This is a genomic window from Lysobacter sp. GQ73 (assembly GCF_059758755.1).
Genome location: NZ_JCAXEE010000007.1, coordinates 154216 through 179967, shown reverse-complemented (window position 1 = coordinate 179967; position 25752 = coordinate 154216). Strand labels below are relative to the sequence as shown.

Below are 25752 nucleotides of genomic sequence, written 5' to 3'. Positions count from 1 at the left end.
CGAGGCGAAGACTAGCCGATGAACCGTGACCAGGCAAAGACCGGCCCCGGCGGCGACTATCGCTGAGCCCGGTCGCAAGGGCCACGACGGGCCGGTTCGCAGGCTCGGAAACCGTCGACCGCCCGCTGAAAGAGGCCACGCCGGCGATTGGCCCGGCCGCCGGCCGGCTGCGGCTGGCCCCAAGACCGCCGAAAGGCCGGTCCGGCGTGCATCGCTGCCGATCCATGTGGACAGATACGGCGGTCCGGGCCGGGACCGGTCAGCCCCTGCGGCCGCGGCGGATGAATGAGGGGGCTTGCGGCCGCATCGGGCCGGGCCGGCGGTGGGCGCGGCGGGCCGGAAAACCAACCAGCACTGAGCCAGAACCGGACCCGAAGCGGGCCGGAGCGCGGGCAACAAAAAACCCCGCCGTGGCGGGGTTTTTCGTTGGATCGCCGCATCGGTGCCGACTGCGTTGATCGATGTAGTGGTGCCCAGGAGAGGACTCGAACCTCCACGGTTTTACCCGCTAGTACCTGAAACTAGTGCGTCTACCAATTCCGCCACCTGGGCCTGCCGCAACACGTTCAGTACTGCGGGGCGCGTATGTTGCGTTGCGGCGGGTCGGCTGTCAACGGTTTTGTCGCAACAAATTTCAACCGGCGTTTAGGGCAAGGTCGGCGACGCCGCGCCCCGCCGGTTGCGCGCATCGGCATGGCGGCGGCCGATATGGGGGTCGGCGCCGTCGGCGATCGCCGCACGAAACCGGCGCGCGTATCCTCGGCCGCATCCGCCGCCGCGCTGCTTCGAGGCCGGCGTATTCGCGGCGCAGGACGACGCCGGATCGGCATGGCCGCGGCTTGATGCCTCACCGCCGCCGGGCTAAGGTCCGCGGACATCCTGAACCGCGGGCGGCGCATCGTGCGTCGCCCGTTCTTGCTTTGGAGATCCGCAATGAACCCGACCCACCTGCCGCACCCGTCCGGGCTGCCTCCCCCGCTGACCCTGTCGCGTCTCGACTGCGACCGGCTCGAAGCCCTGCTGGAGCAGCCGCTCGCCGCCGCCGTCGATACCCGCGGCCTGCGCCGCGAACTCGACCGAGCCGAACTCCTCGAACCGGCGCAGATGCCGGCCGACATCATCACCATGAATTCGGTGATCCGCTTCGTCGACGAGAGTACCGGCGAGGAGCGCGAAGTCGCTCTGGTATACCCGCGCGACGCCGACGGCAGCGCCGAGCGCATCTCGATCCTCGCGCCGGTCGGCACCGCCCTGCTCGGCCTGGCCGTCGGCGCCCGCATCGACTGGCCCCTGCCCGGCGGCCGCAGCGCGCGATTGCGGGTCCTTGCGCTGCGTTACCAGCCCGAAGCCGCGGGCGACCTGCATCGCTGAGCCGGGCGACTGCCGCGAAGGCAGAGGACTGTTTTACAAGCGATAGGCCTCGTTGCGTTCGCGGCGAACCGACACCGCGCGGTCGCGGCTTGCGCCGCTCCTACCCCTTGGCTGCGCGGCTGCTGGGTAGGAGCGGCGCGAGCCGCGACTGCGAAACCGCGGGTGACGCAGTTCCTATCCTTTGGGCATTCTCAGGCGGCGCAGGCTGCCGGTGCGGCCAGGCTGAAGCCGACCGTGGTCGCACCGTCGCTGCTGCTCGCGAACACTTCGCCGCCGTGCAGGACGGCGATGGCCTTGACGATCGACAGGCCCAGGCCATGGTGGCGCTCGCCGCGGTGTTCGCGCGCGGCGTCGACGCGATAGAAGCGGTCGAACATGCGCTCGAGGTGCTCGGAAGCCACCGACGAACCGTGGTTGCGCACCGCGACGCGGGCGCCTTCGCCGCCGTTGCGCAGTTCGACCACGATCTCCGAACCCGGGGTCGCGTGCTGGACGGCGTTGTGCAGCAGGTTGGTCATCGCCCGGCGGAACAACGCGGTGTCGATCCAGGCATCGGCGGCGCCGTCGATGCGCAGGCGCATCCCGGCTTCTTCGAGCAGGTATTCGAGGAACTCGCCGGTCTTGGCGACTTCGCCGGCGAGCGCCACGCAGACCCGGTCCAGGGCGATGTCGCCCTGGTCGGCGCGCGACAGGAACAGCATGTCGTTGACGATGCAACGCATGCGTTCGAGCTCTTCCAGGTTCGACTGCAGCACGTCCTCGAGCTGGGCCGCCTCGCGCGGCCGCGACAGCGCGACCTGGGTCTGGCCCATCAGATTGGTCAGCGGCGTGCGCAGTTCGTGGGCGACATCGGCGTTGAACGCGTCCAGGCGGGTGTAGGCGCCTTCGAGCCGGTCGAGGGCGCCGTTGAAGGCGCCGGTCAGATGGCCGAGTTCGGGCGGCAGTTGCGCCGGTTGCAGGCGTTGCGAGAGGTTGCTTGGGCTCAGCGCCTGCGCTTCGCTCGACAGACGCTGCAGGGGCCGCAGGCCGACCCGCGCGATCCAGTGGCCGAGCAAGGCCACCAGGGCGGTGCCGACCACGCCGAGCACCACCAGCGCCAACACGAACGAGCGCAATGCCGAGACGTAGGGCCAGGAGTCGATGCCGATCCACAGCCGCACCGCCGGGCGCTCGCCGTGCGCGGGAATCAATTCGTTGAGAGTGCGGTACGGCGCCGAGTGGCCGTCCAGCCACAGCCGGCCCATGCCGTGGTCGCCCTTGCGCGGCACGTCCACGTCCGGCTCGCCGCTGCCGATACGGAACCCGGCATCGCCGCTCCAGGCCCAGATGCGGATGCTGCGATCGCTGGAGGTCAGGTTCTCGACCTTGTCCTGCACCTTGTACCAACGCGCGCGGGTGTCGCACATGGCGACGCTGCCGGCGACCGAACGCAGCTTGGTCTCCAGTTCGGCGCGCTGGTAACGCACGATCTGGTTTTCCAGCACCTGGTACAGGGTCGCGCCGACCAGGGTGAACACCAGCAGCGCGGCGAGCGCGAACATCGCCGCGAGGCGCTGGGCGATGGAGATGTCGCTGAAAGGCCTCAAGCCGAAGCCCTCCCCGACGGCGACGGGCCTTCCCCGTGTTCGCCCTCGCGCGCTTCCAACACATAGCCCATGCCGCGCACGGTATGCAGCAGCTTGTCGCGGAACGGGCCGTCGATCTTGGTTCGCAGGCGCTTGATCGCGACTTCGACCACGTTGGTGTGGCTGTCGAAATTGATGTCCCAGACCTGCGCGGCGATCACCGTCTTCGACAGGATCTGGCCGCGCCGCTGCGCCAGCAGGGCAAGCAAGGCGAACTCCTTGCCGGTCAGGTCGAGGCGGCAGCCGTCGCGGTGGGCGCGGCGCGCGATCAGGTTGACCGACAGGTCGCCGATCTGCAGTTCGGTCGGCTCCTGCTGGCGGCCGCGCCGGACCAGCGCCTGCAACCGCGCCAGCAGTTCGATGAAGGAGAACGGTTTAACCAGGTAGTCGTCGGCGCCGGCGCCGAGGCCGTGGACGCGGTCGTCGACGCGGTCGCGTGCGGTCAGCATGATCACCGGCGTCTGCTTGCGCGCGCGCAGCTCGCGCAGCACCGCGAAGCCGTCCATGCCCGGCAGCATCACGTCGAGCACGATCACGTCGTAATCGAGCTCGCGCGCCAGGTGCAGGCCGGACACGCCGTCGCGGGCGACGTCGACCGTCCAGCCCTGCTCGGCGAGGCCGTCGCGCAGGTAATCGGCGGTCTTGACTTCGTCTTCGACGATCAGCAGCTTCATCGCGCCACCGGGCTTGCGGGCAGTACCTGGGCCGTCATCGTACCGCCGCTCAGGCCGTCGCCGCTGCGGCGGGCTCGGCCGTCGCCGCTTGCGCCGCCTGCGCCGCCTCGCGGCGACCTCGCAGGAACAGCCGGTCCAGCGCCAGATAGATCACCGGCGTGCTGTACAGGGTCAGGACCTGGCTGATCAGCAGGCCGCCGACCACCGCCACGCCGAGCGGCTGGCGCAGCTCCGCGCCGGTGCCGAAGCCGATCATCAACGGGATCGCGCCGAGCAGGGCCGCCAGGGTGGTCATCATGATCGGTCGGAACCGGGTCAGGCAGGCCTCGTGGATCGCCGCGGTCGGCGACAGGCCGCGCCGGCGCTGCGCGTCGAGGGCGAAGTCGACCAGCAGGATGCCGTTCTTCTTGACGATGCCGATCAGCAGGACGATGCCGATCAGGGCCATGATCGAGAAATCCAGGCGCCACACCCACAACAGCAAGACCGCGCCGATGCCGGCCGACGGCAGGGTCGACAGGATCGTCAGCGGGTGGACGAAGCTCTCGTAGAGCACGCCGAGGATGATGTAGACCGCGAGCAAGGCGGCCAGGATCAGCAGCGGCTGCGTCGCCAGCGAATCCTGGAAGGCCTGCGCCGAACCCTGGAAATTGCCGCTGACGCTGCTCGGCATGCCGATCTCGGCCTTGGCCCGGTCGAGCGCGGCGACCGCATCGCCGAGGGCGACACCGGCGGCGAGGTTGAAGGAAATGTTGACCGCCGGCGACAGGCCGTTGTGGCTGATCGACAGCGGCCCGTTGCCGGGCGGCTCGATCCGCGCCACCGCCGACAACGGCACCATCTGCCCGGTGGTGGCCGAACGCAGATGAAAATAGGCCAGGCTGTCGATGCTGTCGCGCATGCGCGGGTCGATCTCGAGGATCACCCGGTATTGGTTGGTCTCGGTCTGGAACTCGTTGATCTGGCGCTGGCCGTAAGCGTCGTAGAGCGCATCGTCGATGTCCTGGGCGCTCAGGCCGAAGCGCGCCGCGGCAGTGCGGTCGATCGCCAGGCGCACGATGCTGGCGCCGATCTTCTGGTCGTTGGACACGTCGCGCAGCTCCGGCAAGGTCGCCAGGCGCTGGGTCAGGCGGTCGGCCCACAGCCCGAGTTCGGCGCTGTCGGCGCCTCGCAGGGCATACAGATACTGCGTGCGCGAAGGCCCGGCGCCGATGTTGATGTCCTGCGCCGAGCGCATGAAGATCGTGATGCCCGGCACCTGCGACAGCTTGCTGCGCATGCGGTCGATGAACTCGTCGGCGGACACGTCGCGGTCGCCGCGGTCCTTGAGTACGAACCAGAAGCGGCCGTTCGACATGGTCGAGCTGCCGGCGGTGGCGCCGACCGAATGTCCCCAGCTTTGCAAGGCCGGGTCTTGCGCCGCGAGCTTCGCCAGTTGCTGGTGTTTGGCGACCATGTCCTCGTAGGAAATGTCCTGCGCGGCCTCGGTGGTGGCGAACACGAAGGCGGTGTCCTGCGAGGGGAAGAAGCCCTTCGGAATCAGGGCGTAGGAAGCGACCGCGATCGCCACGGTCAGGCCGAACCCGGCCAGCATCAGGCGCTGGTGGCCCAGCGCCCATTGCAGGCTGCGGTCGTAGCCGGCGAGCAATCGGCCCGACCAGGTGCCGGCGGCATCGGCATGACCGGAGGACTTGCGCATGAAGCGCGAGGCCAGCATCGGCGCCAGGGTCAGCGAGGCCACGATGGAGATCGCGATCGCCACGGTCACGGTCAAGGCGAACTCGGCGAACAGGCGCCCGACCACGCCGCCCATGAACAGCAGCGGGATGAAGGCGGCGATCAGCGACACGCCGATGGTGACCACTGTGAAGCCGATCTCGCTGGCGCCCTGCAGCGCCGCCTGCAACATCGGCATGCCGGCTTCGCGATGCCGGTGGATATTCTCGACCACGACGATGGCGTCGTCGACGACGAAGCCGACCGCGATCACCAGCGCCACCAGAGTGAGGTTGTTGAGGGTGAAACCCAGCGCGTACATCGCCGCGAACGTGGCCACCAGGGCCACCACCAGCACCGCGCCGACGATCAGGGTGGCCGATAGTTCGCGCAGGAACAGGCCCATCACCACGACCACCAGCAGCACGGTCAGCACTAGGGTCAGCTCGACATCGTGCAGCGAGGCGCGGATGGTGCGGGTGCGGTCGTTGAAGACCTCGATCTCGACGCTGGCCGGCAGGTTGGCGCGCAACCGCGGCAACGCCTCGAGCACGGCGTCGGTGGTCTTGATGATGTTGGCGCCGGGCTGGCGCAACACCACCAGCATCACCCCGTCCTTGCCGTTCGGCCAGGCGCGCACGTAGTCGTTCTCGCCGCCCAGACGAATTCGGGCGACGTCGCCCAGGCGCACCGGCGCACCGTTGCGGTAGGTCACCACGAGCCGCTCGTAGTCCTCGGCCTTGAACAACTGGTCGTTGGTTTCCAGGGTCGACATGCGCCGCGCGCCGATCACCGCGCCCTTGGCCTGGTTGACGCTGGCGCTCTGGGCGACGTTGCGCAGATCGGCCAGGGTCAGGCCGATCGCGGCCAGGCGCTCGGGCGCGGCCTGGATGCGGATCGCCGGCCGCACCTGCCCGGCGATGAAGACCTCCGACACGCCGTCGATCTGGCTGAGGCTGCGCGCGAAACGGGTCTCGGCCAGGTCGCTGAGCTCGCTGAGCGGCATCAGCGGCGAGGACATGCTCAGGATGAGAATCGGGCTGTCGGCCGGGTTGATCTTGGTCCAGCGCGGCAGGCTCGGCATGTCGCGCGGCAGGCGCCCGGAGACGTTGTTGATCGCCGCCTGCACTTCCTGGGCGGCGGTGTCGATGCTCTTGTCGAGCACGAACTGCAGGGTGATCGAGGTGCTGCCGAGCGCGCTGGTCGAGGTCATCTCGCTGATGCCCGGCACCGCGGTCAGCTGCGTCTCCAACGGAGTCGCCACCGCCGAGGCCATGGTCTCGGCGCTGGCGCCGGGCAGCGAGGCGTCGATGCGGATGGTCGGGAATTCGGCCTGCGGCAACGGCGCCACCGGCAGCCGCGGCAAGGCGAACAGGCCGAGCAGCAGCACCGCCGCGGTCAGCAGCGTGGTCGCGACCGGGTGGCGGACGAACCAGCCGGAGATCGAGACGCGGCCGCTCACGGCGCCACCGCTACGCGCGCCGCCATCGCGTTGCCGGGCTCGGCCGGCGCGGCCGGCGCCACGGTCATGCCAGGCTTGAGCCGCGACTGACCGTCGCGCACGACCACGTCGCCGGGCTGCAGGCCGCTGACCACGGCGAGTTCGTCGTTCTGGTACTCGATCCGCACCGGCGCCAGCGCGACCTTGTTGCCGGCCTCGACGCGGTAGACGAAGTTGGCGTCGGCGCCGCGCTGCACCGCTTCGCTGGCGACCACGGTCGCCGCCGCGCTGGTACCGGTGCGCACGCGCACGCTGACCAGTTGCCCGGGCCACAGGCGGTCCTGCGAATTCCTGAACACCGCGCGGACCCGCACGGTGCCGGTAGCGTCGTCGATCTGGTTGTCGATCACGGCCAGCTCCCCCTGCGCCAACACCACGCCGGCATCCCGGTCGAGCGCCTGCACTTCGACCGCGCCGGCGGCCTGGGCCTGGCGCAAGCGCGGCAGATGATCTTGCGGCAGGGCGAACACCACCGAGATCGGGTCGACCTGCTGCACCGTGACCAGGCCGTCGTCGTCGCCGGCGCGCACCACGTTGCCCGGATCGACCCGGCGCAGGCCGACGCGGCCGTCGATCGGCGAGAGGATGCGGGTGTGCGACAACTGCACGCGGGTGGCGTCGATCGCCGCCTGGTTGGCCTGCGCGGTGGCCTGCAACTGCTGCACCGACGCGGCTTGCTGCTCCAGCATCTGGCGCGCGATCAACTGGCTGCCGGACAACTGGCGGAAACGTTCGAGGTCGGATTTCGCCGCGCGCAGCTGCGCCGCATCGCGCGCCAGCGCGGCCTGGGCGCCGTCGAGATTCGCGGCGATGCTGCGGTCGTCGATGCGCGCGAGCAATTGCCCGCGCTTGACCTGCTGGCCTTCGCGGAACAGCACCTCGGTCAGCACGCCGTCGACCTGTGGGCGCAGCACCGTGCTCTGCAACGAGGTCACCGTGCCGATGGTGTCCTGCCAATGCGGCACGTCGCGGCGCTCGACCCGCATGATCGTCACCGGTACCGGCGGCGGTGGCGCCGGCGGCGGCGCGCCGCGGCTGCCGAACGCGCCCCAGACCAGTCCTGCGGCGACCACCGCCAGCGACGCGGCGGCGGCGAACACGGTCTTGCGAGCGCGGGGCGAAAACGTGGAGACGGGGGTGGGCGACATGGCGGCATCCGTGGCGGGTCGATGGAGCGGCGTGCCGGAGCGCGCCGCGACGACCCGCGGGGGGAGGAAAGCGGGCCGTGCGACGACTCTAGGCGGCGGCCGCGAACGCCACGCTGTCGCTTGGCTGACAAATTCGTCAGCTGGCGCGGGTATTCGCATCGGGTTTCATATCGCCCCGCCCGGCGACAGTGCCTGTCGGCACGGTCGCGTGGATCGATCGCGGTTTTAGGCGGCGACCGGCCGCGCGCCGAAGGAGCCGCAGGCGTAGCGCTACAGAGCAACGCTATGCGCCGTCTCTCCGGGTCGTTGTTTCGCGCAGTTCAGCGCGGCTTGGCGGCGCGCTGCAGCGGTGGGACCAGTTCGATCTCGAACAGATCCGGCCACAGCTTGCCGGTCACGAACAAGCGCTTGCGCGCGGCGTCGTAGGCGATGCCGTTGAGCACGTCGGCGCCGGGCGCGCGGGTGCCATGGCGCGCGAGCAGGCCGCTCAGGTCGATGCGGCCGACGACCCGGCCGCTGCCCGGGTCGATGCGCAGAATGCTGTCGGTCATCCAGACGTTGGCGAACAACTCGCCCTCGACCCATTCCAGTTCGTTGAGCTGCGACACCGGCTTGCCGTTGAAGGTCACCTGGATGCGCGAGCGTTCGCGCAGGGTGCGCGGGTCGAGCAAACGGATCTGCGGGGTGCCGTCGCTCATGTAGATGGTGTCGGCCGAGCGCGCCAGTCCCCAGCCCTCGCCCGGATACGCGAAGCGGCCGGCCATCGCCAGGCCCGGCAGCTTGACGATGTAGCCGGTCTGCGAGGTCCAGGTCAGCACCAGCAACTGCTGGCCGCGGTCGGTCAGGCCTTCGCCGAACACCGAGGCCGGCAGGTCGGTCTTCTCCAGCACCTTGCCGTCGGCCAGCCGGACCTTGCGCACCGACGAGCGCCCGTACATGCCGGTGCTCTCGTACAGCGCGCCGTCCTTGAAGATCAGGCCCTGGGTGAACGCGCCGGGATCGTGCGGATAGCGCGCGACCACCCGGTAGGCGTACACCGGCACCTCGCGCCCCGGCGCCTGGGCCGTGGCCGCCGGCAGCGCACTCGCCCCAAGCAAGGCCAGGCACGGGATGAGCGAGGCGGGAAGGCGTGCGCGCAAGGGCATGGCAGTCTCAACGTGAGCGATCGCGGATGCCGAGAATACCGCCTCGCGCCGCGTCCGGCCTGCGCCCGGCCCGCATTGGGCGGGCGCCCGGCGCGGCCAGGGCCCGGCCCTCCGACCTCCTCCCCTCCACATCGGCCCAGCCGTCCCCGGTTAGAATCCCGGCTCAGCCCTACCCCGCCTCAAGGTTCCATGACTGATCCCGTACGTCCGGTTTTCCACGGTTTCGAACAGATTCCCCTGCGCGAGTACGCCGAGCGCGCCTACCTCGACTACTCGATGTACGTGGTCCTGGACCGCGCCCTGCCCTTCCTCGGCGACGGCCTCAAGCCGGTCCAGCGCCGCATCATCTACTCGATGAGCGAACTCGGCCTCAACGCCGGGGCCAAGCCGAAGAAGTCCGCGCGCACCGTCGGCGACGTGATCGGCAAATACCATCCGCACGGCGACAGCGCCTGCTACGAGGCGATGGTGTTGATGGCGCAGCCGTTCTCGTACCGCTATCCGCTGGTCGAGGGCCAGGGCAACTTCGGTTCCAGCGACGATCCCAAGTCGTTCGCGGCGATGCGCTACACCGAGTCCAAGCTGACCCCGATCGCCGAAGTGCTGCTCGGCGAACTCGGCCAGGGCACGGTCGACTGGACCCCGAACTTCGACGGCACCCTGGAAGAACCGACCTGGATGCCGGCGCGCCTGCCGCACCTGCTGCTCAACGGCACCACCGGCATTGCGGTCGGCATGGCCACCGACGTGCCGCCGCACAACCTCAACGAGATCGTCAGCGCCTGCGTGCGCCTGCTCGACGACCCGGATGCGACCACCCGCGACCTGTGCGAGCACGTGCTGGGGCCGGACTATCCGACCCCGGCCGAGATCATCACCTCGCGCAGCGACCTGCTGGGGATGTACGAGAGCGGCCTGGGCAGCGTGCGCGCCCGCGCCATCTTCGAAAAGGACGGCCCGAACATCGTCGTCACCGCACTGCCCTACCAGGCTTCGCCGGGCAAGGTCATCGAACAGATCGCGGCGCAGATGCGGGCCAAGAAACTGCCGTGGCTCGAAGACATCCGCGACGAGTCCGATCACGCCAACCCGACCCGCATCGTGCTGGTGCCGCGTTCCAACCGGGTCGACGTCGAACAGCTCATGGGCCACCTGTTCGCGACCACGGACATGGAGAAGAGCTACCGGATCAACATGAACGTGATCGGCCTGGACGGCCGGCCGCAGGTCAAGGGGCTCAAGGCATTCCTTAGCGAGTGGCTGAGCTTCCGTACCGACACCGTCACGCGCCGCCTGACCCATCGCCTGGACAAGGTCGAGCGCCGCCTGCACCTGTTGCAGGGTTTGTTGACCGCGTTCCTCAACCTGGACGAAGTGATCCGCATCATCCGCAGCGAGGACGAACCGCGCCCGGTGCTGATGAAGCGCTTCGGGCTCAGCGAGGAACAGACCGACTACATCATGGAAACCCGGCTGCGCCAGCTCGCGCGCCTGGAGGAAATGAAGATCCGCGGCGAGCAGGACGAACTGACCGCCGAACGCGAACAGCTGATCGCCACCCTCGGCAGCAAGGCCAAACTCAAGAAGCTGATCAAGGACGAGCTGCTGGCCGACGCCAAGAAATTCGGCGACGCGCGGCGTTCGCCGCTGGTCGCGCGCAACGCCGCCCAGGCCCTGTCGGAAACCGAACTTGTCGCCAGCGAGCCGATGACCGTGGTCATCAGCGAAAAGGGTTGGGTGCGCGCGGCCAAGGGCCACGAGATCGACGCCGCCACCCTGAGCTATCGCGACGGCGACAGCCTGCTCGGCGCGGCGCGCGGCCGCAGCACCCAGCAGGTCGCATTCCTGGATTCGACCGGCCGGTCCTACTCGACCCTGATCCATGGTCTGCCCTCGGCGCGCGGCAACGGCGAGCCCCTGACCGGCCGTTTCTCGCCGGCGCCGGGCGCCTCGTTCCAGGCGCTCGCGGCCGGCGACAACGATACGCGCTTCGTGCTCGCCAGCAGTCATGGCTATGGCTTCGTGACCCGCTTCGAGAACCTCACCGGCCGCAACAAGGCCGGCAAGGCGATGCTGTCGCTGACCCCGAACGCGAAGGTCCTGCAGCCGGCCCCGGTCGGCGACGTCGAACAAGATCGCGTGGTCGCGGTGACCAACGTCGGCCACCTGCTCGCCTTCCCGGTGTCGGAGCTGCCGGAGCTCGACAAGGGCAAGGGCAACAAGATCATCGACATCCCCAAGGCCAAGCTCGGCACCGAACGCGTCATCGCGGTCGCCGTGGTCGCTCCGGGCGGCACCCTGACCGTCAAGTCGGGCGCCCGCACCATGAGCCTGTCGTGGAAGGACCTGGAACCCTATCTCGGCGCCCGCGCCACCCGCGGCGGCCTGCTGCCGCGCGGCTGGCAGAAGGTCGAGGGGCTGTCGGTGGAGTAAGCCGGCGCCGTTGGTCGGCGCGGGTTCGAATCGTTCCGGCGCCGCGCTCACAACTGTCGAGAGAGGACGCAGAGGCGAACCATGGACAGGGTCAAGGCCTACGCCGCGTTGGCGCGCGAACTAGAAGCGATCCGGGCTAGGCCGCCTGCGCAACTGCTCGCCCTGATCGATCAACCACCGATCCGACAGGAAATCGCCATCGATGATGCGACGATCGAACTGGAATTCATCGTGACCCGGCCAAGCCATCGGCGCCCGGTGCTGCATATCGCCGGGCACGCTCGTGGTCCCGGCACTTGGCACAGCGAACATCTGCAGGAAAGCATCGCGGTAAACATATCGCCGGCGGCAGGTTAAGCCTTCGTCGCATCAATCTATTGTAGGAGCGGCGTAAGCCGCGACAGGCGAGAGCGGTGCAATACCACGCCGGCATCCGAAGCTGCGGCGCGATCGAAACCAGACCCATAAAGCAGCCGGTGCTTCAAGGCTTCGGGCAATCGCGCTCGCGACCACCGCTTCGGTTGTCGCGGCTCACGCCGCTCCTACAGGGGGCGGCATTGCCTGTGCGGGCGGCGTCGCCCGGCACCGCGAGCGCGGTGCCGGGCTAACCTATCGCTTATTCGACGCGGGCGCTCAGCGCCCGGTTTCCGGGGCTTGCGCGGAGGCGGTCGCGCCCAGCGCGTCGGCCACGTCCTGCGCGCTCGGCATCGACATCGCCGCGCTCGATTGCACGCTGGGCGAGAACGACAACAGCAGACCGAAGCTGGTGCTCGGGTCCTGGCCGCTGCCGTGCTGGCGGCGCATCAGCAGCGACAGCTTCCAACCCCGGGAGAAGGTCATGTCCATGCCGGCGCCGTAGCTCAGCGCGTTGTCGCCGTAGCTGCGCAGACCGAGCACGTAGTCGTTGGCGACCGGCATGATCACGTAGTTGAGGTCGACGTCGCTGCGGTTGTCGATGGCCTCGCGGTATTCGAGCAGCCAGAACGGACGGAACAGGTTGCCGCGGGTGGTGACGATCGGCAGGCTGCCCTCGATGCCGAGCGAAGCGCCGCTGTTCTCCACGGTCTGCGAGCCGTAGCTCAGGTCGTAGATGCCCAGGCCGGTTTCGCGGTAGCCGTCGAGCTTGGTGCGGCTGCTGTCGAGGCGGCCGTAGCCGGTCAGCATCATGCCGCTGCCGCCGCCGTGTTCGTACCCCGCGGTCAGCGAGCCGAACATCTGGTCGCCGTCGCGCTCGGCCTTGGCGGTGGCGCCGGCGGTCGCGCTGTAGCGGCGGATGTCGAAGTCCAGGCGGCCCCAGCCGAGGATGCCGTCGACGAACCAGCGTTCGCTCGGGCGCCACAGGCCGTACAGCGACAACGCGCGTTGCTTGGCGTCGAGCTTGGAGCGGCCGTCGTCGAGGTCGGTGTCGTTCCAGCCGAAGCCGCCGGCCACGCCGAACAGGAAGCGCTCGCCGACGCGCCAGTCGGCGCCCACGGTGATGCCGTCGCTCTGGAAGTCGAAACCGTCGCTGCGCGCGTTGCGTTCGCGCTGGCCGTTGGTGATGCTGCCGGCCGTCCACAGGCCCCAGCCTTCCGGCAGGCGCACCGGCTCGATCGACGCCACCTGGCCCGCGGTCAGCGACATCGCCCCGCCCGAGCGGCTGCTCAGATTGAGGGCCACGCCGTTGCTGGAACTGTTGGCGCCGGCGAAACGCTGCTGGCGCAGACGATCGTGGATGTTGGACTGCTGCGCCGAGGCGAAGCGCACGCTGGCGTCGACTTGCGCCTGCAGGCCGCCGACCACGCTCGGATCGCGGGTCGGGTCGGGACGCGCGGCCACGGTCAGGGTGGTGCTGATCGATGCCTGCAGATAACTGCCGCTGGCCGCCTGGGTCGCGACCAGGGTCGCCACGCCGGAACCGACGATCGTCACCCGGCGGCCGCTGACGGTGGCCACCGCCGTATTGGCGCTGCTGAAGCTGAAGGCGCCGCCGCTGTTGCTGCTCGGGTCGGGCAGGTCGAAGGCCGCCTCGCCGACGGTCTTGGCGATGTCGCCGATCCACGTCAGGGTCGGCGTGCCGCCGCTGATGGTCACCTGCAACGCCACTTGCGGCGCGGCGTTGTAATTGCTGTTGCCGGCTTGATCGGCGGTCAGCGAGCAGGTACCGGAGGCGAGCGTGGTCACGGTGTTGCCGCTGACCGAGCACACGGTCGGCGAGGCGCTGGCGAACACCACCGGGTTGCCCGAGGCGCCGCCGCTCGCCGACACGGTGAAGCTGCCGCCCGGGGTATACACCGGCACGCTCGGATTCGCGGCGAAGTGGGTGATGGTCTGGGCGGCCGCACCGATGGTCACGTCCAGTACGACTTGCGGCGCGGCGCTGTAGTTGACGTCGGCCGCCTGGTCGGCGGTCAACGAACAGGTGCCCGCGGCGAGCATCGTCACCGTGGCGCCGGCGACCGTGCACACCGAGGTGGTGTTGCTGGCGAACACCACCGGGCTCGTCGACGCGCCCGGCGTAGCCGAGACGGTGAAACTGCCGCCGGCGGCGAACACCGGCGAGACCGGGTTGGCGGCGAAGTCGGTGATCGCCTGGGCCGCGAGCGCGATCGCCACGTCCAGGGTCACCTGCGGCGAGGCGCTGTAGTTGGCGTCGCCGGCCTGGTCGGCGGTCAACGAACAGGTGCCGGCCGTGACCATCGACACCGTGCTGCCGGCCACCGTGCACACCGACGGCGTGGCGCTGCCGAACACCACCGGGCTGGTCGACAGACCGGGCGTAGCCGACACCGCGAAGCTGCCGCCCGGCGCGTACACCGGCGCGGCCGGGTTGGCGGCGAAATTGCTGATCGACTGGGTCGCCACGCCGATCGCCACGTCCAGGACCGCTTGCGGGGCGGCAGCGTAGTTGGCGTTGCCGGCCTGATCGGCGGTCACCGAACAAGTGCCCGCGCTGACGATGCTGACGGTGTTGCCGCTGATCGTGCAGACCGCCGGGGTGGTGCCGGCGAACACCACCGGATTGCCCGAGGGGCCGCCGGTGGCCGAGACGGTGAACGTGCCGCCCGGCGCGTACACCGGCGCAGCCGGATTGGAAGCGAATGCGGTGATGGCTTGGCTGGCGGGCGCGATACTTACCGCCAGCGTGGCCTGCGGCGCGGCGCTGTAGTTGGCATTGCCGGCCTGGTCGGCGGTCAGCGCGCAACTGCCCGCGGCCACGGTGGTCACGGTGCTGCCGGCGACCGTACAGACGGCGGGCGTGGTGCTGGCGAACACGACCGGATTGCCCGAAGCGCCGCCGGTGGCCGAGACGGTGAACGTGCCGCCCGGCGCGTATACCGGCGCGGCCGGGTTGGCGGCGAAGGCAGTGATCGCCTGGCTGCCCTGCGCGATCGTCAGGGTGTAGGCGCGAGTGCCGCTGAAGCCGTTGTTGGAGGTCGCCTGGACGGTGAAGTTGTAGCTGCCCGCGGCGGTCGGCGTGCCCGACAGCACGCCCGCGTTGGACAGACTCAGGCCTGCCGGCAAGGCGCCGGCACTGACCGCGAACGTGTACGGCGCAGTGCCACCATTGGCGCTGGTCGCGCTGAGGGTCTGCGAATACGCGGCCGCGAGCGCGCCGTTGGGCAAGGTCGGCGGATTGACCGTCACCGCCACCGTCGCGCAGCTGAGCACGAGGTTGGTGACGTCGCTGCCGATGGCCAGGCCGCTGCTGGGATTGACCGTGCACAACTGGCCCGCCGGGTTGGCGAGTACGCTCACATTCCAGTTGGCCCCTTGCGGCAGGCGGGTCGGGAAGACGAAGCTGGTGGCGGCCTGCGCGACCACGACCTGCTGCGAGCTGGCCGGATTGGTTGCCGCGAGTTGCAGGGTAACCGGGCCGGTCTGGCCGCCGGCCGAGCCGCCGACCGCGTATTGGGTCGGAGCGAAACAGATCAGCGCCGCGCCGTTGCCGGCCTGCACGCCGTTGTTGAAGGTGACCGCGGTCAGGCCGGTCGCGGCCGAGCTGCCGCCCGCGCCGCCGCCGCCGCCGCCGTTCCAGTTCTGCTGGCAGCCCGTCGTGCCGACGCCGGCACCGCCGCCGCCGGCACCGACCGTGGCGCCGCCGCCACCACCGCCGCCGTACCCGGCGCCGGCGAAGGAGCCGGAGAAATTGAAGGAATCGCCGCCGTCGCCGGTGGCCGCGTTGCCCGCGGTGGCCGGAAAGCCGCCGCAACCCGCGCCGGCTGCACCGCCGGTGCCGACCGTGCCGCCACCGCCGCCGAAGGGTCCGGGGCCACCGGGCACGGTGGCGCCTGCGCTGCCCGTGCCGCCGCCGCCGACGCCGCCGGCGCCGCCGGCGATGACATTGGTGGTGCTCCAGCCCGCGTTGCCGCCGCCACCGCCGCCGCCGGCGATGCCGACGCGGTTGCCGATGCCGTTGCCGCCGACCCGCAGATCGGTGGCGCCGCCGCCGATGCCGTCGACGCCCTGGCCGACACCGCCGGGATTGACCGCCTGCGAGCCTTGCCCGCCGACCCAGATCGACAACGCCGTGCCCGGGGTGACCGCGAGCGTGCCGCGCACTCGTCCGCCGAGACCGCCAGTGCCGCCCGGCGAATTGGGGCTGCCGCCGATGGTGCCGGCGCCGCTGCGACCGTCACCGCCCTGGGCGCCACTGAGATAGACGGTCAGCGAATGCACGCCAGCCGGCACCGTGATGGTCTGTTCGCCGCCGGTGAAGCCGAACGCCGCCGGCGTTTCGCCGACGCCGCAGCTTTGCGCCTGCGCCGTGCCGGTCATGCCGAGCCCCGCCAACAACAGCAGGCCGACTAAGCGGGTCATGGCCGCGCGCGTAACGCGCAAGGCCGGATCGAGGCGCAGGCGCGTACTCGCGCCGGCTCGGAATCGCAACGTTTTCATACCCATCATCTCGCCCCCTAGGCGAACCGCATCGCGGCTGCGCGAAACCCACGCACACGCGGCCGCGCGCACGGCCTGTGCGCCTCGAACGCGGTGCTCCCCTGCAAAGATCGTCCTGAGACTTACCGCTCGCGGCCTACCCCGAGGCCGGACGAGCGTCCGGCCTCGGCCGGTACTCGGAACAGAAACGTCCCTCCCTGGGACGCTTCGTCGGAAACAGTTAACGCGTAATGAAGCGCGAAGCGGACAACCCAACGCCTTCAATACTGTGCCAGGCGACACATTAATCCAGAAGACTCGAACTTTCAGTACCGCTGGTCCGACGATCCGGGCCCGAGGGTCACAAGAGCGGCCAAGACGCGCCGCCCCACCGAGCTTGCCGAGTCGGGCGCAGCGTCGGACTCGATCGGTCGGCTCATGACCCGGCTCTCGCGGAACCAGGGGTATCCGGCGCATCCAAGCTGCGAGCTCGCAGGCGCAGCGCAGAAACACGGGGTCGAGCTCCCCGCCGCCCGGCGCCGGGGGATACGGTCGTGGCCGCACCACTGCCGCCCCGGGTACAATCCTCCGGCTCGCTGCACTCAGGCGCAGCGCGGTCGTAGAGCAGCCGGCTACACCGTGAAATCGCAACGGCCCCGTAGCTCAGCTGGATAGAGCATCCCCCTCCTAAGGGGAAGGTCACACGTTCGAATCGTGTCGGGGTCGCCAACCATGCAGCGCCGCTCATGCGCGCTGCCGGCGTCCGCGAGGACGCCTCCTTTCCGTCTCGCCGCGCCACGGCGCGACCATCACTTGGAGCTTTCGGTATGACCCACCCCGTTCTCGCCGCCCTGGGACTCAAAGACAACGAGTCCGGCACCTACCTCGGTCATGGCGAATGGTCGACGACCGCCGACGCCGGCGTGCTGGAGCCGATCAACCCCACCGACGGCGAAGTGCTGGCGCGCGTGCAGGCGTCCTCGCAGAACGACTACGACACCATCGTCGAGCGCGCTCAGGCCGCTTTCGCGGTATGGCGCACCACCCCGGCGCCGCGCCGCGGCGAAGCCATCCGCCTGTGCGCCGATGCGCTGCGCAAGCACAAGGACGCGCTGGGTTCGCTGGTCGCGCTGGAAATGGGCAAGTCCAAGCCGGAAGGCGACGGCGAAGTGCAGGAGATGATCGACATCGGCGATTTCGCCGTCGGCCTGTCGCGCCAGTTGTACGGCCTGACCATGCATTCCGAGCGCCCGGGCCACCGCATGTACGAGCAGTGGCATCCGCTCGGCCTGGTCGGGGTGATCTCGGCGTTCAACTTCCCGGTCGCGGTGTGGGCCTGGAACTCGTTCATCGCGGCGATCTGCGGCGACATCACCATCTGGAAGCCCTCGCCGAAGACCCCGCTGTCGGCGATCGCCTCGATGAAGATCTGCAACGAAGCGCTGCGCGCGGCCGGCTTCCCGGACATCTTCTTCCTGTTCAACGACGCCGGCACCGAGCTGGCCTCGAACTTCGTCGACGACAAGCGCATCGCACTGGTCAGCTTCACCGGTTCGACCAAGGTCGGCCGCGCGGTCGGCGAGCGCGTCGCGCGCCGCATGGGCCGCTCGCTGCTCGAACTCGGCGGCAACAACGCCATCATCGTCGACGCCAGCGCCGACCTGAAGCTCGCGATTCCGGCGATCGCGTTCGGCGCGGTCGGCACCGCCGGCCAGCGCTGCACCACCACCCGCCGCCTGTTCGTGCACGAGTCGATCCATGACGACGTGCTGGCCAAGCTGGTCGCCGCGTTCAAGCAGGTCGAGAAGAAGATCGGCGACCCGACCGATCCGGCCAACCTGATGGGCCCGCTCAACAGCCGCGATGCGGTGCAGGCTTACCTCGACGCGGTCGAGAAGGCCAAGGCCAGCGGCGGCAAGGTCGAGACCGGCGGCGCGCAGATCGAGCGCAAGGGCAACTTCGTCCTGCCGACCATCATCACCGGCCTGAGCAACGACGCCGAAGTGGTGCAGACCGAGACCTTCGCGCCGATCCTGTACGTGATGAAGTTCAAGACGCTCGAAGAGGCCATCGCCCTGCAGAACGACGTGCCGCAAGGCCTGTCGTCGTCGATCTTCACCGCCAACCTCAAGGCCGCCGAAGCCTTCCTGTCGGCCGCGGGTTCCGATTGCGGCATCGCCAACGTCAACATCGGCACCTCCGGCGCCGAAATCGGCGGCGCGTTCGGCGGCGAGAAGGAAACCGGCGGCGGCCGCGAGTCGGGTTCGGACGCGTGGCGCGCCTACATGCGCCGCCAGACCAACACGATCAACTACTCCGACGCGTTGCCGCTGGCGCAGGGCATCAAGTTCGATCTGTAAGCGCGAGCGGCGATGCCGTTCTCCGATCGAACGCAAGGGCCGTTGCCGCCGGGGTTTCCCCTGGCGGCGACGGATGCCGCGGGCCGGCCGATCGGCGTCGGCACGCGGGTCCGCATTGCCGGCCTGCCCCACTGGCTGATCCACGACTTGCCCGAATCCGAGGTCGCGCTGTTGCGCCGCTTCGAAGGCCGCTCGCTGCCGGTGCTGCGCATCGACGCTCATGGTTATCTGTGGTTCGGCGAGCAGACGGCGCAGTTCTGCCTGAGGCCGGACGAGGTGACGGTCGAGCCCGACGCTGCAGGCGACGCCGACTGAAACGCCTCGCCGCGGCGACCATACGGTTCTGTGATCGCAAGCGCAAAACCTCTGCGCCGACTCGATCGCATACCGCGACCGATTCGAGGTAACCGCCGCGCCACCGCTCCTAGCATGGGCTCGCCAGATGGACTGGCGACACTGAGGGAGAGATCCTGTGGACACACGGAACCGTAGCATCCGCCTGCGCACGCTGGCCTTCGGCGTGTTCGGCTTCGCCGCCGCGCTGACCGCGGTGGCCGCGCCGCAATGCGACCATTGCCTGGCCGGCTATTACGCCTGCCGCACCAACAACCCTGACGACACTCGGCCCTGCCTGGAAGAGATGTGGGCTTGCGAGATGGCCAGCGGTTGCGCGATCAGCTTTCCGCCGGACTGACCGATCGCGGCGCAGCTTCGCCGCTATGAGCCACGCGCACAGGCAAGCCGCGGCCCCGGCCGCGGCTTGCTTCGTCAGGGATGCCGCGTTCGACGCGCTCCGACGGGGAGCCGGACGCGCCGTGCCCGTCGTATCCTGTGGCCCGATCCAATCGCGAAGGAACGTCCCTCCATGCAAACGCCCGTCCGCCAGACCAACGTCCTGGCCATCATCAGCCTGATCGCCGGCATCCTCGGCTGGACCCTGCTGCCGCTGATCGGCAGCCTCGGCGCCATCGTCACCGGCCACATGGCCCGCGGCCAGATCCGCCGCGAGCCCGAACGCTACGACGGCAACGGCCTCGCCATCGGCGGCCTGATCCTCGGCTGGGGCTCGGTGATCATCGCCGTGCTCAGCATCATCGTGATCGTGCTGTTCTTCGGCGGCCTGGCCACCATCGTGGCCCTGAGCGGCCAGCACTGAGGCGATCCGCGCGGTGCGTCCGCGGACGCATCGCGCGCCGCCGCCTCGCCTCCCGGCGGGCGCCCGATTCCACCGGCCGTCGCCGACCGCGCCACGCCGCGCTCGCCCCGGGCCGCCCGCTTGGGCGATAATCGGCGTTCCCGTTCCCGAGCGCCCCCGACGACCTCGTGTACAGCCTTGCCCGACCCTTTCTCTTCGGACTGGATGCCGAACGAGCGCACGGCCTAGGCCTGACGGCGCTGGAAACCGCTTATCGCAGCGGCCTCAATCCACTCGTGGCGCGGCCGCCCAAGCCGCTGCCGACCAAGGTCTTCGGCCTGAGTTTTCCCAATCCGGTCGGCCTGGCCGCCGGCCTGGACAAGAACGGCGCGCACGTCGACGCCCTGCTCGCGCTGGGCTTCGGCTTCATCGAGATCGGCACCGTCACGCCTAAGCCGCAGGCCGGCAACCCGCGTCCGCGGATGTTCCGTCTGCCGGAACAGCAAGCGGTGATCAACCGCCTGGGCTTCAACAACGACGGCGTCGACGTTCTGGTGCGCAACGTCGCCAAGGCGCGGCGCAAGCGCGGCCTGCTCGGCATCAACATCGGCAAGAACAAAGACACGCCGAACGAGAACGCGGAGAGCGATTACCTCTACTGCCTCGAACGCGTGTATCCGCTGGCCGACTACATCACCGTCAACATCTCCTCGCCGAACACCGCCGGCCTGCGCGAACTGCAGGAAGAGCAGTCGCTGCGCCGCCTGGTCGGCAGCCTGCGCGAGGCGCAGGAGAAGTTCGCCGCGCGCGAAGGCCGGCGCGTGCCGATGCTGGTCAAGATCGCGCCCGACCTGTCCGACGACGACATCGAGGCCGCCGGCCGCGTGCTCGGCGAGCTGCAGGTCGACGGCGTGATCGCGACCAACACCACCATCGGCCGCGACGGCGTCGAAGACAGCCCGTATGCGAAGGAGGCCGGCGGCCTGTCCGGCCGCCCGCTGATGAGCCAGTCGACCACGGTGCTGCGTAAGATGCGCACGCGCCTGCCCGAGAACATCTCGATGATCGGCGTCGGCGGGATCCTGTCCGGCGCCGACGCGGTGACCAAGATGGCCGCCGGCGCGAGCCTGGTGCAGTGCTATTCGGGCCTGGTCTATCGCGGGCCGGCCCTGGTCCACGAATGCGTCGAAGCGATCCGGCGCCGCAAGGAAGCGCCCAGCCGCGGCAATGTCCCGCCAACGATCTGAGCCCGCCGCCATCCGCACTCGCCGTCAACTACCGATTCCCTATCCGCAGGCACGGTCCGCAGGCATGAACGCATGAACCCGAGCGTGCGCGTGCTGCGCGATGCCTCGCTGCAAGACCGCAACAGTTTCGGGGTCGCCGCGCGCGCGCCGTGGCTGGTCAGCGTCGACGACGCCGCGGCCCTGCCCGAGGCGCTCGACCGAGAAGAATTGCGCGACGGCCTGGCCCTGGTACTCGGCGGCGGCAGCAACCTGCTGTTCGCCGGCGATCCGGACGGCGCCGTGCTCGAACTCAGCGGCCGCCGGGTGCGCATCGTCGAGGACGACGGCGAACGCGCGATCGTGCGCGCCGACGCCGGCGTGCCCTGGCACGGCTTCGTCATGCAGATGCTGGCGCAAGGGTTTGCCGGCCCCGAGAACCTCGCCCTGATCCCGGGCACGGTCGGCGCCTCGCCGATCCAGAACATCGGCGCTTATGGGGTCGAGGTGCGCGAGTTCGTGCACGCGGTCGAGGCTTTCGAGCCGGCCACCCGGCGCTGGCTGCGCTTCGACAATGCGCAATGCGGGTTCGCCTATCGCGACAGCCTGTTCAAGCAGGCGCCGGACCGTTACCTGATCGGCGCAGTCGAGTTTTCGCTGTCGCGCAGGCCCGCGCTCAAGCTCGACTACGCCGGCATCGGCGAGGAACTGGCGGCGATGGGCGTCGACGCGCCGACGCCGCAGGCGGTCGCCGATGCGGTGATCGCGATCCGCCGGCGCAAGCTGCCCGACCCGGCCGTGCTCGGCAACGCCGGCAGCTTCTTCAAGAACCCCATCGTGCCGCTCGCCCAAGCCGACGCCCTGCTGGCGGAGCATCCCTCGATGCCGTCGTTCCGCGGCCCCGATGCCGGCACGCGCAAGCTGTCGGCGGCCTGGCTGATCGACGGCTGCGGCTGGAAAGGCCATCGCGACGGCGACGCCGGCGTCTCGGCCGCGCATGCCCTGGTGCTGGTCAACCACGGCCGCGCCAGCGGCGCGCAACTGCTCGACCTGGCGCGCCGCATCGCCGCCTCCGTGCAGTCCCGCTACGGCGTCGCGATCGAACCGGAACCGCGCCTGATCGGCGCCGCGTGGTGAACGCCGCGCCGGCGCATCCGATGCGGGCGGCCAGCCTGATGCTGGCCAGCACGATCTCGTTCGGCGTGATGACCATCGCGATCCGCTTCGCCTCGCACTCGCTGCATACCTTCGAAATCGCCTTCTTCCGCAACCTGTTCGGCCTGCTCGCGGTGCTGCCGCTGTTGCTCGGCGCGCAGCGCGCGGACCTGCGCACCCGGCAGCTGCCGAAGTATTTCGTGCGTTGCCTGATCGGCATCTGCTCGATGCTCGCCGGCTTCTGGGCGATCGGCCACCTGCCGCTGGCGCAGGCGATTTCGCTGACCTATTCGACCCCGATCTTCGTCACCATCGCCGCGGTGCTGTTCCTGCACGAACAAGTGCGCGCGCGGCGCTGGCTCGCGGTACTGGCCGGCTTCGTCGGCGTACTGGTGATCGTGCGCCCGGGTTCGTCGGATTTTTCCGTCGACAGCCTCGCCGCCCTGCTCGCGGCAGTGCTCGGCGGGGTGATCTCGATCCAGATCAAGCAGCTTTCGCGCATCGACTCGGCCAACACCATCGTCCTGTACACCTATGCGTTCTGGGTGCCGATGTCGTTGATCCCGGCCTTGTTCGTGTGGCAATGGCCGCAGGGCACGGTGTGGTGGTGGATCGTCGCCGCCGGCGTGTTCGGTACCGGCGGACAAGTGCTGTGGACGCATGCGCTCAAGCTCGGCGAAGTCTCGGCGCTGACGCCGATCAGCTTCATGCAGCTGCCGCTGGTCGCGCTGGCCGGCTGGCTGTGGTTCGGCGAAGGCCTGGACGCCTATACGGTGACCGGCGCGGCGATCATCCTGGCGTCCAACGCCTACATCGCCCATCGCGAAGCGGTGCTGGCGCGGCGCGCGGCGTCGGCCGCGGCTACGGCGGGAGCGGTGCCGGGGGAATAAGTCGCCGCGCATTCCCGGCCTTTGCGTGGACGCCCGTCGGACGGCTCCTGGCTCCTGGCGGTTGGCTCCTGGCGGTGCCGCTGCCGTTCTCGAAAGAATTGGAGCCTGCCGGCCGGTTCCGAATGCGTGCGCTCGGCCCGTGAGCGCCACGTGCGTGCAAACCCGGCGCGTGTTGCAGCGCACGAAGGCGCCCACCGCGCCCGACGATTCCGTGACCGGGGTCCGGGCATTAGCGGACAGGTGCGGCCGCATTCGCGGTCAATCTGCGCGGATCGGGTCCGGCGCACGCCGGCGCGATTGACGCGGCCGTGCGGCGGGCGATATCCAGACGCGGCAGTACGGAGGGGAACCGGCCACGCGCACGCCCTAGCGCGCGCCGGTAACGCGACCCGCTCCTCCCTTCATGACGATCCAAGGAGAGAGATCATGGCACTGAGCCGTCACGTGGCCGTCGCCCTTCTGGGCGGCGCCGTCGCCTTGTCCAGCCTGCCCTCGCATGCCGAGCAAGGCGATTACGGTTTCTTCGAAACCCTGCGCAACCTGTTCTCGCCGCCCAAGGCCGACAACAAAGTCCAGCCGGCGCAGCGCAGCGGCCAGTATCCGCTGCTCAGTCGCGATGCCGCTCGCGCCGACGGCTTCGACCCCGGCGCCTATTACCAGTGGCAGACGGTGCAGTTGCCGGCCGAGACCGGCGCGGTCTGCGGCAACGGTTCGCCGTACAAGATCTTCGTCAACCGCGTGCCCGACACCACCAACACCATCATCTACATGGAAGGCGGCGGCGCCTGCTGGGACTATGCGAGTTGCTCGGGCCAGGGCGGCGTGCGCGGCGCGCGCAACCCCAACGGCGTGCCCGACGACTACATGAAGCTGCTCAATCCCGGCGCCAGCCTGGTCAGTCCGTTCGTGACCCGGGTCAGTCCCTTCGACGGGGTCAAGACCCAGGGCTGGAACATGGTCTACGTGCCCTACTGCACCGGCGACCTGTACGGCGGCGACAAGGTCGCGGTATACGACGACCCCAGTGGCCAGGCCCCCCCGCTGGTCTGGCACCACAACGGCCTGCGCAATTCCCGCGCGCTGACCGCCTGGCTCAAGGACAATCTGCCGCGGCCCGCACAGATGCTCAGTACCGGCTGCAGCGCCGGCGGCGCCGGCAGCCTGATCAACTACGATCCGCTGCGCCGCGATCTGTCGCCGAGCCGCGCCTTCCTGATCGACGACTCCGGCCCGATCTTCCCGACCCCGCGCAACGGCGATCCGGCGCAATACCCCTCGCAGCCGCTGATGGCGCATATCCGCGGCGCCTGGGGCCTGGACGCGCCGAACGGCCCGCTGGCCTATCTCGCCAGCGGCCTGCCGCAGCTCGATCTCGACGAACTCGGTTCGATCTATCCCGCGCTCGCCAACAAGCACGGCAACGACCGGCTCGGCGCGACCCACTTCTGGCAAGACCTGAACTACTCCTCGTACTCCTACGAACGTTTCCACCCCGACATCCAGTCGGCGCCGAACCAGGCCGCGAAAGAAGCCCTGATCCACGCCAAATGGGCTTCCGACACCCAACGCCTGTCGGACCGCCTCAACGGCCTGGACAACTTCGGCGGCTATTTCCCGCAATACCGCGCCTTGAACGAAAGCCACTGCACGACCATCGTCGATTTCAAGAACGGCGACGTGCAGGAACAGAGCCTGGAGCTGAAACACTTCATCGACAGTGTGCTCGACGGCAGCGGCAAGGTGCGCGACGCCTCCGAACAGAACGACAGCCGCGACAAGGCCAAGCCGTTCAACCTGCTGTACTGGCTGGTCGACCAGCTGTTGGCCTGACCGGCCCGGACCGGAAGGACGCTCGCGCCGATGCGCACGACCCTGCTGTGGGTACTTGCCCTGACCGCCGTGGCGATAGCTGCGGCGGTCGGCGGCGGTTGGCTGCCGGTGTCGAAGGCGAAAACCGGTACTCCTGCCGCCGCAACGGGCAGCCGAAGCAACGACGCGAGCGCACAGATGCAGGCGCTGCTGGCGACGCCGCAGGCCCGCAGCTACCGCCAGCGCCAGCAGTTCCAGCGCGACGCGCAACGCTTCTTCCGCGATGCGCGCAAGCTGGGGCCGGTCGCACGCAGCCAGCGCGCGCAAGTGTTGGAGCGCAAGATCGATGCCTATGAGAACGCCGGCGAACTCTCCGCCGGCGAGACCATGCTGCTGCGGGTCGGGCTGATCCAGGCCACGGTCGCCGACCCCGCCGAACAGGCGGCGCAGGTCGAAGCGCTCGCCCAGCGCTACCGCAGCGACGCCGCCCGCCGCAATGCCCGATGGCAAGCGCAACAACAACGGGACCCGCGCTTCCAGGACTACAAACAGCGCGAACGCGACGTGGTCGCCGAAGTCATGGCGATGCAAGCCATTCCCGGCGGCCTCAGCCGGGACGAATACCTGCGCCAGCGCCTGCAGGCCGAACGCGAACGGGCCTATCGCTAAGGCGTTCGACGATTGCGTTGGACACGGCCGACCCGCTGCGA

Annotated in this window: 18 protein-coding genes and 2 tRNA genes; 13 read left to right on the top strand and 7 right to left on the bottom strand. The window is 69.5% G+C overall.

Translation table 11 applies throughout. From position 1 onward, the window contains the following. Window positions 1-467: 467 nt before the first annotated feature. Window positions 468-552, bottom strand: a tRNA-Leu gene (locus AC6CH2_RS18730). Window positions 553-933: 381 nt separating this feature from the next. Here AC6CH2_RS18730 and rnk point away from each other — a divergent pair. After that, entirely contained in the window at window positions 934-1371 is a 438-nt protein-coding gene (gene rnk / locus AC6CH2_RS18725) for a nucleoside diphosphate kinase regulator (protein WP_498270506.1), read from the top strand. A gap of 191 nt (window positions 1372-1562) precedes the next feature. On the opposite strand, the gene AC6CH2_RS18720 is transcribed toward rnk, so the two are convergent. The 5 genes from AC6CH2_RS18720 to AC6CH2_RS18700 form a co-directional block, all read right to left on the bottom strand. Beyond that, window positions 1563-2957, bottom strand: a complete 1395-nt coding sequence (locus AC6CH2_RS18720) for a heavy metal sensor histidine kinase (protein WP_498270505.1) — start codon at window positions 2955-2957, stop codon at window positions 1563-1565. After that, window positions 2954-3670, bottom strand: coding sequence for a heavy metal response regulator transcription factor (locus AC6CH2_RS18715; RefSeq protein WP_498270504.1), 717 nt, complete (start codon window positions 3668-3670; stop codon window positions 2954-2956). The genes AC6CH2_RS18720 and AC6CH2_RS18715 overlap by 4 nt, the downstream gene beginning before the upstream one ends. 49 nt (window positions 3671-3719) lie before the next feature. Then, on the bottom strand, window positions 3720-6848 hold the full coding sequence (locus AC6CH2_RS18710) for a multidrug efflux RND transporter permease subunit (protein ID WP_498270503.1): 3129 nt from the start codon (window positions 6846-6848) through the stop codon (window positions 3720-3722). Next, on the bottom strand, window positions 6845-8035 hold the full coding sequence (locus AC6CH2_RS18705; protein ID WP_498270502.1) for an efflux RND transporter periplasmic adaptor subunit: 1191 nt from the start codon (window positions 8033-8035) through the stop codon (window positions 6845-6847). The genes AC6CH2_RS18710 and AC6CH2_RS18705 overlap by 4 nt, the downstream gene beginning before the upstream one ends. Before the next feature lie 320 nt (window positions 8036-8355). Next, entirely contained in the window at window positions 8356-9180 is an 825-nt protein-coding gene (locus tag AC6CH2_RS18700; protein WP_498270501.1) for a glutaminyl-peptide cyclotransferase, read from the bottom strand. Between the two features lie 189 nt (window positions 9181-9369). Between AC6CH2_RS18700 and parC the strand changes: the two genes are divergently transcribed. After that, a complete protein-coding gene (gene parC, locus AC6CH2_RS18695) occupies window positions 9370-11613 on the top strand; it encodes a DNA topoisomerase IV subunit A (protein ID WP_498270500.1) in 2244 nt (747 codons plus the stop codon). An 81-nt stretch (window positions 11614-11694) separates the two neighbouring features. After that, complete coding sequence (locus AC6CH2_RS18690; protein WP_498270499.1) at window positions 11695-11970, top strand: hypothetical protein; 276 nt, start codon at window positions 11695-11697, stop codon at window positions 11968-11970. Between the two features lie 276 nt (window positions 11971-12246). On the opposite strand, the gene AC6CH2_RS18685 is transcribed toward AC6CH2_RS18690, so the two are convergent. Further along, on the bottom strand, window positions 12247-16413 hold the full coding sequence (locus tag AC6CH2_RS18685; protein ID WP_498270498.1) for an autotransporter domain-containing protein: 4167 nt from the start codon (window positions 16411-16413) through the stop codon (window positions 12247-12249). Between the two features lie 709 nt (window positions 16414-17122). Here AC6CH2_RS18685 and AC6CH2_RS18680 point away from each other — a divergent pair. From AC6CH2_RS18680 to AC6CH2_RS18635, 10 genes are all read left to right on the top strand, one after another. Beyond that, window positions 17123-17199 (top strand) — tRNA-Arg (locus tag AC6CH2_RS18680). 98 nt (window positions 17200-17297) lie between these two features. Beyond that, complete coding sequence (gene amaB, locus AC6CH2_RS18675; protein ID WP_498270497.1) at window positions 17298-18830, top strand: L-piperidine-6-carboxylate dehydrogenase; 1533 nt, start codon at window positions 17298-17300, stop codon at window positions 18828-18830. A gap of 12 nt (window positions 18831-18842) precedes the next feature. After that, on the top strand, window positions 18843-19145 hold the full coding sequence (locus AC6CH2_RS18670) for a hypothetical protein (protein WP_498270496.1): 303 nt from the start codon (window positions 18843-18845) through the stop codon (window positions 19143-19145). Between the two features lie 157 nt (window positions 19146-19302). After that, window positions 19303-19524 carry a hypothetical protein gene (locus AC6CH2_RS18665; protein WP_498270495.1) on the top strand — a complete coding sequence of 74 codons (222 nt, stop codon included), beginning with the start codon at window positions 19303-19305 and terminating at the stop codon, window positions 19522-19524. 171 nt (window positions 19525-19695) lie between these two features. After that, the gene (locus AC6CH2_RS18660) at window positions 19696-19986 is read left to right on the top strand and encodes a DUF4190 domain-containing protein (RefSeq protein ID WP_498270494.1); all 291 of its coding nucleotides are present in this window, start codon (window positions 19696-19698) and stop codon (window positions 19984-19986) included. 167 nt (window positions 19987-20153) lie between these two features. Further along, window positions 20154-21212, top strand: coding sequence for a quinone-dependent dihydroorotate dehydrogenase (locus AC6CH2_RS18655; protein WP_498270493.1), 1059 nt, complete (start codon window positions 20154-20156; stop codon window positions 21210-21212). A 72-nt stretch (window positions 21213-21284) separates the two neighbouring features. Next, on the top strand, window positions 21285-22325 hold the full coding sequence (gene murB, locus AC6CH2_RS18650; RefSeq protein ID WP_498270492.1) for a UDP-N-acetylmuramate dehydrogenase: 1041 nt from the start codon (window positions 21285-21287) through the stop codon (window positions 22323-22325). A gap of 20 nt (window positions 22326-22345) precedes the next feature. Continuing rightward, window positions 22346-23233 carry a DMT family transporter gene (locus AC6CH2_RS18645; RefSeq protein ID WP_498270589.1) on the top strand — a complete coding sequence of 296 codons (888 nt, stop codon included), beginning with the start codon at window positions 22346-22348 and terminating at the stop codon, window positions 23231-23233. Window positions 23234-23659: 426 nt separating this feature from the next. Next, window positions 23660-25063 carry a pectin acetylesterase-family hydrolase gene (locus AC6CH2_RS18640; RefSeq protein WP_498270491.1) on the top strand — a complete coding sequence of 468 codons (1404 nt, stop codon included), beginning with the start codon at window positions 23660-23662 and terminating at the stop codon, window positions 25061-25063. A 30-nt stretch (window positions 25064-25093) separates the two neighbouring features. Continuing rightward, complete coding sequence (locus AC6CH2_RS18635) at window positions 25094-25711, top strand: hypothetical protein (RefSeq protein ID WP_498270490.1); 618 nt, start codon at window positions 25094-25096, stop codon at window positions 25709-25711. Window positions 25712-25752: the final 41 nt, after the last annotated feature.